This is a genomic window from Stenotrophomonas sp. 21LCFQ19 (assembly GCF_056861425.1).
Genome location: NZ_JBSPUF010000007.1, coordinates 226,769 through 237,778, shown reverse-complemented (window position 1 = coordinate 237,778; position 11,010 = coordinate 226,769). Strand labels below are relative to the sequence as shown.

Annotated in this window: 6 protein-coding genes; 2 read left to right on the top strand and 4 right to left on the bottom strand. The window is 65.1% G+C overall.

The window, feature by feature from the left end; genetic code table 11:
- Nucleotides 1-198: 198 nt before the first annotated feature.
- Together AC13FW_RS10230 and AC13FW_RS10225 are read right to left on the bottom strand one after the other, a co-directional pair.
- A complete protein-coding gene (locus AC13FW_RS10230) occupies nucleotides 199-1,098 on the bottom strand; it encodes a DnaJ C-terminal domain-containing protein (protein WP_482986894.1) in 900 nt (299 codons plus the stop codon).
- Between the two features lie 126 nt (nucleotides 1,099-1,224).
- The gene (locus tag AC13FW_RS10225) at nucleotides 1,225-1,662 is read right to left on the bottom strand and encodes an Hsp20/alpha crystallin family protein (RefSeq protein ID WP_482988972.1); all 438 of its coding nucleotides are present in this window, start codon (nucleotides 1,660-1,662) and stop codon (nucleotides 1,225-1,227) included.
- A 150-nt stretch (nucleotides 1,663-1,812) separates the two neighbouring features.
- Here AC13FW_RS10225 and AC13FW_RS10220 point away from each other — a divergent pair, with 150 nt between their 5' ends.
- The gene (locus AC13FW_RS10220; RefSeq protein WP_481534261.1) at nucleotides 1,813-2,295 is read left to right on the top strand and encodes a redoxin family protein; all 483 of its coding nucleotides are present in this window, start codon (nucleotides 1,813-1,815) and stop codon (nucleotides 2,293-2,295) included.
- Between the two features lie 30 nt (nucleotides 2,296-2,325).
- Entirely contained in the window at nucleotides 2,326-2,901 is a 576-nt protein-coding gene (locus AC13FW_RS10215) for a ferritin-like domain-containing protein (RefSeq protein ID WP_482988971.1), read from the top strand.
- A 404-nt stretch (nucleotides 2,902-3,305) separates the two neighbouring features.
- On the opposite strand, the gene pbpC is transcribed toward AC13FW_RS10215, so the two are convergent.
- Together pbpC and AC13FW_RS10205 are read right to left on the bottom strand one after the other, a co-directional pair.
- Nucleotides 3,306-5,669, bottom strand: coding sequence for a penicillin-binding protein 1C (gene pbpC, locus AC13FW_RS10210; RefSeq protein ID WP_482988978.1), 2,364 nt, complete (start codon nucleotides 5,667-5,669; stop codon nucleotides 3,306-3,308).
- Nucleotides 5,670-5,921: 252 nt separating this feature from the next.
- Nucleotides 5,922-10,841 (bottom strand): alpha-2-macroglobulin family protein, encoded by a 4,920-nt coding sequence (locus tag AC13FW_RS10205; RefSeq protein ID WP_482988970.1) that lies wholly within the window; start codon nucleotides 10,839-10,841, stop codon nucleotides 5,922-5,924.
- Between the last annotated feature and the right edge of the window lie 169 nt (nucleotides 10,842-11,010).

Here is an 11,010-nt window from a genome sequence, read left to right as displayed (position 1 = left end):
CCTCACCCCAACCCCTCTCCCGCAGGCGGGAGAGGGGCTAGTGCGTTAGCAACCGACGTGATCCGAGCCCCTCTCCCGCGCGCGGGCGAGGGGTTGGGGTGAGGGCAAGCTTCCAGCTAAAGATATAAACCAACGGAAAAAAGAAAAGCGGGCAAAGCCCGCTTCTCTTCAACTGCAACAGCGCGAACCAAGCCGCGCTCAATCCTCGCCAAACGCCTTGGCAAGGTCCTTGTACGCCTTGCGCTGGGCTTCGTTGCTCGCTACCGGCGCAATCACTTCCAGCTCCACGATCTGGTCACCATCCGGGCTGCCGGGCAAGCCTCGACCACGCAGGCGCAGCTTGCGGCCGCTGTCCGAATCGGCCGGCACCTTCAGCTCCACCGCGCCACCCAACGTCGGCACGCTGATGCTGGTGCCCAAGGCGGCCTGCCAGGGCGTCACCTGCAACGTGTAAAGAATATTGCGGCCATCCACCTCGAACTGCGGATGCGAGGCGTACTCCACCTCCAGCATCAGGTTGCCGCCGCCACTGCCCTGCCCGCTCAGGCGGATCACCTGGCCCGGTCGGATGCCCTTGGGCACGCGCACGTCGAGCTGGCGACCGTCCACGGTGATGCGCAGGCTGTCGCCACTGTAAGCAGCCTCCAGCGGCACCGACAGCTTGGCGCGGGTATCGCGCATCGGCTGCGGGCCTGCACCACCGAAACCCGGGCCCGGGCGACGCCCACCGGCACCCGCGCCGCCGCGCTGCCGGGCAAACAGGCTTTCGAAGAAGTCGCTGAAACCGCCGTTGGCATTGCCACCGCCGAACACTTCCTCGAAATCAAAGCCCTGCCCACCGCCAAAGCCCGGCGGTGCATTGAATTCCTCGCCCGGGCGATAGCCCTGCGCGCGCAGCTGGTCATAGGCCTTGCGCTTGGCTGGATCGCGCAGCGCCTCATAAGCCTCATTGACCGCCTTGAATTTCTCCTCGGCGCCGGCTTCCTTGCTTACGTCCGGGTGGTACTTGCGCGCCAATCGACGGTAGGCCGTCTTGATCTCGGCATCACCGGCGCTGGGCTCAACCCCAAGCGTGGCGTAGTAATCCTTGAATTCCATCCTCACACCTCTGAAAAAAAGCTGGCCCGACACCTTGCGGCAACGGGCCATCGTGCAATCGGCAAGCACCGTGGCCCCATTCTACCGGGCCACGGTGCCTGCGCAGGTGGAAGTTCGCTCACGCCGTCAGGCGCTGGGCTGGCCCTGCACCACCTGGATGCGGCGCGGTGCCGCCTCGCTGCGCTTGGGAATGCGCACTTCCAATACGCCATTGTGGCTGTGGGCCACGATGCCCTCGGCATCGGCGCTATCAGGCAGCACGAAACGGCGGTTGAAGGCGCCCTGGCCGCGTTCGTTGCGGGTCAGCCGCTGGCCTTCAGCCAGCTCCGGCGCGCTGCGCTGGCCACTGATGGTCAACACGCCCTTTTCCATCTGCACGTCGATGCTGGAAGCATCCACGCCGGGCAGGTCTGCCGAAACAACGAACCGGTCAGTTTCCTCGCGGATATCGACCGCAGGCACCCAGGCCGACGCGCTGCTGTTGGTGACGGTTTCAAGCAATGGCGACAACAACTGATGAATCTCGGACTGCGTCGGCCACTGGCGGTAACGTACGATGCTCATGATGTCCTCCTGCAAGATATGGGACTGGCATGCCGGAATGGCGCTGCCTTTCCCATGCACACGACGTATTGTGTGAAGACCGCCTTTTCAAGCTGTTGACGCGGTGCTTCCACCGTCTCTTTAAACTTCAATTCAGCCTAGGAGTCCTGCATGTCCATCAACGTTGGCGACCGCATCCCTGAAGTCACCCTCAAGCGTCTGCGCGAAGGGCTGGAAACGATCGACACCCACGCATTGTTCGATGGCCGCAAGGCGGTGCTGTTCGCCGTGCCCGGCGCATTCACCCCGACCTGCTCGGCCCGCCACCTGCCCGGTTATGTCGAGCATTTCGAGGATTTCCGCAACCGCGGCATCGAAGTGTTCTGCATGGCGGTCAACGACCCGTTCGTGATGCAGGCCTGGGCCAAGAGCCAATCGGTACCGGATGGCTTGCAGATGCTGTCAGACGGCAACGGCGACTTCACCCGCGCGCTGGGCCTGGAAATGGATGCCAGCGCCTCCGGCATGGGCATCCGTTCGCGTCGTTTTGCGCTGTACATCGAGAACGGTGTAGTCCGCGCAACCTACATCGAACAGCCGGGACAATTCGAGGTATCCGGAGCCGAGCATGTGCTCGCCCATCTCCCCACCTAGGGGTTCAATAGATAGAAGGAAAGGCCAGCCATGAGCAAGCAGCCCGCCGCCAAGCCGACAAAAACAACGCAGTTGGCAGGAATCACCGATCGGAAAACCCTGCGCGCCAACGCGCGCAAGAGCATCGAGGACGGTGCGGTCACGCCCACCTACAGTGCCAACCGCCCAGCGGTGATCAAACTGCTCAACGACGCGCTGGCCACCGAATGGGTGTGCGTGCTGCGCTATTACCGGCATTACTACATGGCCAAGGGCATGCTGGCCGACTCGGTCAAGGCCGAGTTCCTTGAACACGCGCAGCAGGAGCAGGCACATGCCGCCCTGCTATCCGAACGCATCGTGCAACTGGGCGGCGAACCCGACCTCAATCCGGACACGCTTACCGCCCGCGCGCATGCCGAGTACAAGGAAGGCGGCAATCTGCGCGACATGGTGCGCGAGAACCTGATCGCCGAGCGCATCGCCATCGACAGCTATCGCGAGATGATCAACTTTATCGGCGACAAGGACACCACCACCAAGCGCATCCTCGAGCAGATATTGGCGCAGGAAGAAGAGCATGCCGACGATTTCGCCGATCTATTGGAAGGTTGGATAGGCGAATAAGCCGGAGACGTGGTAGCGCCGAGCTATGCTCGGCGGGGGCCTTACCGGCAAACCCAATGTTGTAGAGCCGAGCCATGCTCGGCTGAAGCCTTACCAGCAAACCCAAAGCTGTAGGGCCGAGCCATGCTCGGCTAGGGCTTTGCCGGCAGTCCCAAGGTTGTAGGAGCGGCGTAAGCCGCGAAGCTGACACCGCAGAAGTTGCAGGGATCTCTGCAACCTGATTCATTTGTTGCTTCGCGGCTTACGCCGCTCCCACAAGCTCGGATTGTTTGGAAAGCCTCTGCCGAGCATGGCTCGGCACTACAGGGCATTGCTGGGAAAGCCCCTGCCGAGCATGGCTCGGCACTACAGGGCATTGCTGGGAAAGCCCCTGCCGAGCATGGCTCGGCACTACATTGCGCTTCTCAGTTCACTACGCGGAAGCGGACGCGCGTCCATGTGCCGTCGGCTGCCAGCGCCGTCAGGGTGTGTTCGCCAGCATCGTTGAAGTCGCGGGTGAAGGTGCGCGCGCCTTGTGTCTGCGCTATCCAGCGGCCGTCGAGCAGCCATTCAATCGTGGCCTCGCTGCCCAGCGCGCGCAGCTGCAGGCGCGGGCCATGCTGTGCACCCGGCGGGCGCGCCAGCGTGGCCAGGTCATTCAAGCCATCGATATGCAGTACGCCATCGGACTGCCGCCCGTCATCGGCGCAGTCCGCTGCCAGAGGCGGCAGGCTTTGTGCCTGCCGTTGCGCCACGGTCAGCCAAGGCGACGCCATCGCTGGCCAGCGCGCGATCTCCCGGTCCTCGACCCGTGGATGGCCTTCGCAGCCGGGCGACAGCCGCTGGCCGGTCGTTGCATCCAGCTGGTAGCGCATGCGCCCGGATTGCCAGAACCTTGCCTCGCGCTCAGGGAAGCTTGGCGGCACCACGCCGTCCAACACCCAGGCAGGGAAGCGGCGATGGCACATGGCAGGCGGGGTCTGCTCGGCGGCAATGCCCAGCGGCCAGCAGATCTCGACTTCGCTGACGCTGTCCGGGCGTGCGCGCACGGCGTTGTCACCGGCCTGGCGCGGCAGGCTGTCGATCACCTCGAACATCAGCGGCAAGGCCGTCACCGCGCCGTACTGTCCCGGCAACGGCGTGCCATCCGGACGACCGACCCAGACGCCGACGGTATAGGAGCGGGTGCTGCCGATTGCCCAGGCGTCGCGGTAGCCGTAGCTGGTACCGGTCTTCCACGCCACGCGCGGGCGGTTGCCAGTATCGAAGGTACCCACGCCATAGCCCGGTCGCGGATTGGATTCGAGCACATCGCGCACGATCCATGCGGCACCCGGCGATACCAGCCGGCGCTCGATGCGAGGGTCGTTCGGCGTGTAGCGGACGCGACCGGCGATACCTTCCCGGTTGAGCGCGGAGAACGCACCGACCAGATCCTCCAGGCGCGCCCCGGTACCACCGAGTATCAACGCAAGGCTGGGCTGCGTGCCATGCGGGAAACGCAGATTGATGCCGGCATTGCCCAACCGTGCAGCGAACCGCGATGGACCAACCCTGTCCAGCAGATCCACCGACGGCACGTTCAAGGACAAACGCAACGCCGTTGCCGCACCAACCGGCCCGTTGAAAGCCGCATCGAAATTACCGGGACGGTAGCCACCAAAACTCTGCGGCGCATCGACGATCAGGCTTTCCGAATGGATCAGCCCATCGTCCAGCGCCATGCCATACAGGAACGGCTTGAGCGTTGAACCCGGCGAACGCCACGCCTGCACCATGTCCACATGGCCAAGCCGCGCCTTGTCGGCAAAGGTGACCGAACCGACATAGGCGCGCGCTTCCAGCGTGTTGTTGTCCATCACCAGCAGCGCGGCCGAGGTACGTTCCGGCAGTTGTGAGAAATAGGAAGAGACACGTTCTTCCAAAGTACGTTGCAGGCCGCTGTCGATCGTGGTTTCGATCTGCGGTACTCGCGGATAAGTGCTGCGCATGCGCTGCGCCAGCAGGGCGGCATGCAAAGGCTGTTGCAGTGAACGTGCCACCACCGGCTCGATGCGCGCGTCGGCGACATCGTCAGCCGACCACACCTTGAGCTCCGCCATGCGTGCCAGCACCTTGTCGCGGGCGCGCTGTGCGGCTTCCGGGTGCCGATCAGGACGCAGCCGGCTGGGCGACTGCGGCAGCACCGCCAGCAATGCGGCCTCGGCCTGCGACAGATGCGTGGCCGACTTGCCCAGATAGGCCCAACTCGCCGCTTCCACACCTTCGATGGTGCCACCGTATGGCGCGCGTTCCAGGTACAGGTCGAGGATCTGTGCCTTGCTCAGGTGCACTTCCAGCTGCAGCGCGCGCAGCAGCTGCTTCACTTTGCCCCAGGGCGTGCGCGTATGCGGATCGAGGATGCGTGCGACCTGCATGGTCAGGGTCGAGCCACCGGAGACGATGCGTCGCTCCAGCAGCATCTGCTTGCCGGCGCGCACCAGCGCCCACGGGTTGATGCCGGGGTGGCGCCAGAACCAGCGGTCCTCGTAGGTCAGCAAGGCCTGCAGGTACAGCGGCGAGATGGTCTTTGCATCGGCCGGGTAGCGCCACACGCCTTCTGCATCGGCGAAGGCACGCAGCGGTGTGCCGTCGCGCGCGACCACCAGCGTACTGGTGTCGCGTGATTTCGGCAGCGGCAACGGAAATGCCTGGTCCAGCACCAGCAGCAAGGTCAGCATTGCGGCAAGCACCCAGCGCAGGTTGCGGAGCGTGAAGATGGTGCGCACGCGGGTGGCAACATGTTTCAGCCTGGGGGCGTGCGTGTTCACTGTGGATGGTTCTTCAAACGTTGCCTGTGGAGCAGGGGTGGAATGGCTTGGCCGTGGGAGAGCTTACCCCTCCCCAGCCCTCCCCTTGCCGTTGGCAAAGGGAGGGAGCAGGAGCAGCTGCCTGACGCCGCGATTGCTGACTGTGCCGCTGCGGCGGAACGGCTTGGCCGTGGGAGAGCTTACCCCTCCCCGGCCCTCCCCTTGCCGTTGGCAAAGGGAGGGAGCAAGCGACTACGGCTGCACCACCGTGATGGTGCTGGGGTTGGAACGACCCACGCCGCGCATGTCCGGACGGTACATATCCTCGGCCAGCGGCGGCGGCACCATGTACGTGCCAGGAGTGACCGCACGCACCAGATAGAACACGTGCGCTGTGCTGCCACGCGACAGCTTCAATGCAGCCACATAGCGGTCGTCGCGGAACTCCTCGTGCTTGACGTCGGCAGCGCTGGAGCGGTCACTCACCTTGACCTCACCCACCACCACGTCGGCCCACTGCTTGGCGTCACCAAGGTTGAAGTTCTCGATTTCCAGGCCGGCCGGCAGCAGGTCGGTGAGCAAGGCATCGGGCATGTTCGAGTTGGAAGTGACGCTGAGGCGCACGATCAGGGCCTCGCCTTCCTTCAGCGGACGCGGCGTCCACGGCTTGCCGTCGGTGCCGAACCAGGAACGCTCGATGCCGATCACGCTGTTGTCCGGTGCCGGCGGCTGGCGCGGGATGCCGGCAACGTCGAGGCTGGCGAACATCGGCGCCTCGCCCTGCGGCGAGAACCGTACGCCCTGCGCCAGCTGCGCCATGTCGAACACGCGACCAAAGGCCTTGCGTGCACTGATGTCCTCGACCTTGTCGCCTACCGCCAGTTCGCCGGACACCAGCTTCTTCTGGTTGGCCATCAAGGCCTTGCCCAGACGCGCCAGTGCCACCTGCTCCTGCGTGCTCAGCCACATCAGGCCACTACCACGGCGCACGTCCAGCGTGCGCCCCAGATCGATCACGCGCGCGTCGTATTCCGGCTTGGACAGGCCGCGCTCATGCAGCAGGGCGATCATCAAAGCCTCGTCGCGCAGGCGGGTACCGTAGTCGCCGAAGTATTCCGGACGGTCGGCGCTGGACTTGGCGAAGCCAGCAGCAATCGCCGCCTGGCCACGCTTGCTGTCACCCTGGATCGCCAACGCAGCCCCCAGATGCACCAGCGACAGGCCGGTCACCGCCTTGCTGCGCTCGTTGTCCCACAGCGTGCGCAGCGTACCCAGCGGTGCGCGGTTGACCCGCGCCAGTACATAGCCGGAATAGGCCTGGTTGGCGAACTTCAGGCCGTCACGGCGATCACTGCCGTAGAACTGGTTGCCACCGCTGAGCAGGTCTTCACTGATCCGGTTCAAGGCCTTCTGCAGCACGTTCTCGGGCACCGCGAAGCCTGCATCCTTGGCGTCGAGCAGGAACTCGGCGACATACGGCGTCAGCGCCGGATTGATGTAGTCGTCGTCGCCCCACATCGAGAAGTTGCCGTTGGATACCTGCATCGACGCCAGCCGGCCGAACGCACCTTCCATGCGCTCACGACGGACCTTGGCGTCCAGACCATCGGCACCGAGCATCGCCGACGTGGCCTCATCCAGCATCAGCGCTGCATACCCCTTGCTGGTGGTCTGCTCGGCGCAGCCATAGGGATAGTTCAAGGCGCCCTGCAGGGCCGAGGCGAACGGGATCGGCGGCAAGGCGCTGACCAGCATGCGCGCATTGACCGAACCGCCCATCAGGCCATTGGCAAAGCTGCTGTCCAGGGTAATCGGCGCCAACGGATCCAGGGTACGGGTCTGCGAACGCAGCACCGACGGCCACGCCGCACGCACCGGCAGGTCGTAGCGACGGTCCACCTTGAAGCCATTGCCATCAACGCGCACCCGCACCTTGGCCACGCTATAGCCTTCCTGCGCGCTCAGCGGGAAGCTCAGCGTGCTCTTGGCGTCCGCCGCCAGTTGCACCGTACGGGTCGATTCGCCGATACCGAGCGGGCCTTCACCGTCGACGCGCACGTTGAACTCGCCGGGCTTGCCGGTGAAGTTCTGCACGTCGAGGGTGACCGTGCTGCGATCGCCCGGTGCCATCACCCGCGGCATGCTGGCCTCGGCCAGGATCGGCGCGCGCACCAGCGTCTCCACATCGCGGTTGCCGTAGCGGTCGGCCGAATAGACCATCGTCGAAACGCGCAGGGTGCCGTTGAAATCCGGCACCTGCAGGCGCACCCGCGCATTGCCCTTGGCATCGAGCGCTACCGGGCCGGAGAACAGGTCCACGGTCTGCACGCGTGCGGTCGGCCGTTTGGCCTGCGGCAAAGCCGCCAAGGCCATGTCGCCGCCGAACTTCAACTTGCCGCTATTGCCCTCGAAACTCTCGATCACGCGACCGTAGATGTCATAGGCATCCACGCCCAGCCGACGCTGTGCGAAGAAGTGCCCGGGTGCATCCGGCACCGGGAAGCGGGTGATGTTGAGGATGCCCACGTCCACCGCCGAGACGGTGACGTGTGCCGGCTTGCCGGCCAGCTCGGGCGCGCTGACGGTGACCGTCATCGGCTGTTCCGGACGCATCTGCTTGGGCGCGATCAGGCCGACCGCGACGCGGCGGTCGCGGCGGTCCATCGGCACATGCGCGACGCCAACGGCACGCGCCGGGGTGATCTTGCTCGGCGCGCTGCCACCACGGAACACCAAGGCGGTGATGTAGACATCGTGCCGCTCCCAGTCCTTGCTGACCGGGATTTCAAACGTGCTGCCCGGCTTGGCATCGATGTCCTGCACGTACAGCATGCGGTCACTTTCCACCATCAGCACGCCACGGCCGGCATGCGGCGGAGTCAGCGTGACCTTGACGGTGTCACCGGCGCGGTAGGCGGTCTTGTCCAGCGACAGCTTGACCTTGTCAGGGCGGGCATCCAGCCCACGGTTCTGATCGTCCCAGCTCCAACCGGCGCGGAACGGATAGCGCATGGTCAGGCCGGTGGCCGGATCAAACACGTCCACCCGGTACTCGCCCCACTCGACCGGGAAATCGAACCGGGCCGAGGTGGCACCGGCGTCGATGGTGCGGGTTTCCTTGTTCTCGAAGCGGCGGGTGAAGTCGTAGTCCCAACGGTTGTCGGTATAGGTCCAGTGGTAGTCGCGCAGTTCGCGCACCAGGGTGACCTTCAGTCCCTTGGCCGGCTGCGGCTTGCCATCGGCATCCACCCGCATCAGCTCGAAGCGGGCATTGGCGTTGGCGTCCGCACCGTCGCTGTCGTCGAACAGCGGGCGCAGGGCGACCAGCGCAGGCGCCGGCCACATCACCCGCTTCAGGGTGCGGGTGACGGTGCGGCCACCGGTTTCATAGACACTGCCGGACAGCAGCGCAGCCACGGTGGTGGCCTTGCCCGCCTCGGCCGGCAAGGCGACGTCCTCGCGCAGCTTGCCGTCCTTGGGCAGGGTGGTATCGATCACGTCATTGGCTTCGCGCGGCAGCTGCACGGTCGGGTCGCCGAAGAACCAGCCCGGCATCGACTCGACCGGGTGTTGCTCCACCGCCACCGCCAGTCGCGCGGTGAAGCGGTTGCCGTCGGCCGGTGCGCCATACAGATAGGCCGCATCGGCCTGCAGCTTCAATGCCTCGCCCGGCTTCAGCGTCTTCTGCGCGCTGGCCAGGTCCAGCTTCATGCGCTCGGGCAGGAACTCCTCGATGCGCAGGGTCATGCCCTGCACCGCCTCCTTGCTGGCCGGATCGGTGCGGAACTCGACAGTCCAGCGCCCGGTTGGTGCCTCCACCGGAATGGTCTGCTCGAACGCGAAATAGCCCTGCTCGCCCGGCTGCAGGCGTGTCTCGCGGAAGGTCTTGCCGTCCGGCTGCTTGAGCCGCAGGAACACCGGCTGGCCGCCGGTGGCCGGCCCGGCCAGGGTCTTGCCGTCGTTGTCGCGCAGCAGCGCGGAGATGCGCACGGTCTCGCCCGGGCGGTACAGATCGCGCCCGGACCAAGCGAATACGTCGAAATTGGCGTTCTGGCGCCCGGCCACCGCGAACTCGCTCAGGTCCAGCGCAGGCTGGTTGAACGGCAGCATGGTGGTGTCGCTGCCACTGCTAGCGACCAGCACATGGGCGGCATCCAGCGTGTAGTTGAGCAAGGCGTTGCCGTTGCCGTCGGTCTGGCCCTTGAGGATGACCTCGCCCTTGCCGTCGATGACCTTCAGCTCGACCTTCTTGGCCGGCGCGCCGTCGGCCAGCGAGGCGGTGTGGACGAACAGCTTGTCCTTGTAGGCGCGGGTATGCAGGCCGATGTCGCTGACAGTGAAGAACGAGGTATCGAATTCGCTGTCGAAACTACCGGTGCGCTTCATCACCGCGAAGTACAGGCCGGGCTGCTGCAGCTCCTTCACGTCTTGGATCGGCAGATAGGTCAGCACGCGTTCGTTCTGCTTGCCGCCGAGGATGAAGCGGTTGACGTAGACCGGCTCGGCCAGCTGGTTGAGCGGGGTCTTGTCACCGTATTCGCTGTCCAGCTCCCAGCTGCCACGGCGACCGCCGCGCTGGTACTGGCTGAAGAAGGTGGGCAGGTCCTTTTCGCGCACGCGCAGGAACTCCACATCCACCTCCGGCACGTTCACCGAGACCACCGGCAGGCCGCGGCTTTCGCGGGCCGGCAGCACACTGCCCTGCGAGGCGAAACCTACTGCAGGATCCAGCTCGCCGGTGAAGACCTTCTGCTTGACCTCGGTACCCAGCCGGTTGCCGTCGGCCGCCAGCAGGTCGGCCGAGATGATCAGCGTGTATTCCTTGGCCGCCTCCACATAGGGATAGCGCAGGGTCTTGCCGTCATCGGACAGCGACCAGCTGCTGTCCTCGTTGCCGACCTTCTCCTCGAAGCGCAGCAGCTTGTCGAAGTCCTGGGTGCCGACCAGCGGGCGCGAGAACTCCACCGCCAGCGCAAGGCCGTCACCACCCTTCTGGTCCGGGTAGGCGCGCAGCATGGTAAAACCCTTGACCTCTTCCTGCTTGGTCTGGATCGCCTCACCGCTGGCGCCGGGCAGCTGCCCGGTTTCGTTCCTGCTGCATCCTGCAACCAAGGCCAGCGCCACCAAGGCGGCCGCAGCCCAACGCATACCCTTCAACATCCTGTTACCCATGGCATCCTCCCGCAGATCGCCGGAGTATAACCAGCCTGCTTGTAAGGGCCTGTGTAGCAAGCTGCCCTCTGCGGGGGATTTGTCTGGAAACCCGCCAGGCGTGCTACACCCGCTACATGTGGGTCCTCGAAATCGCAAAAAGCAGAAGGGCCACTGATCCCAGCAGCCC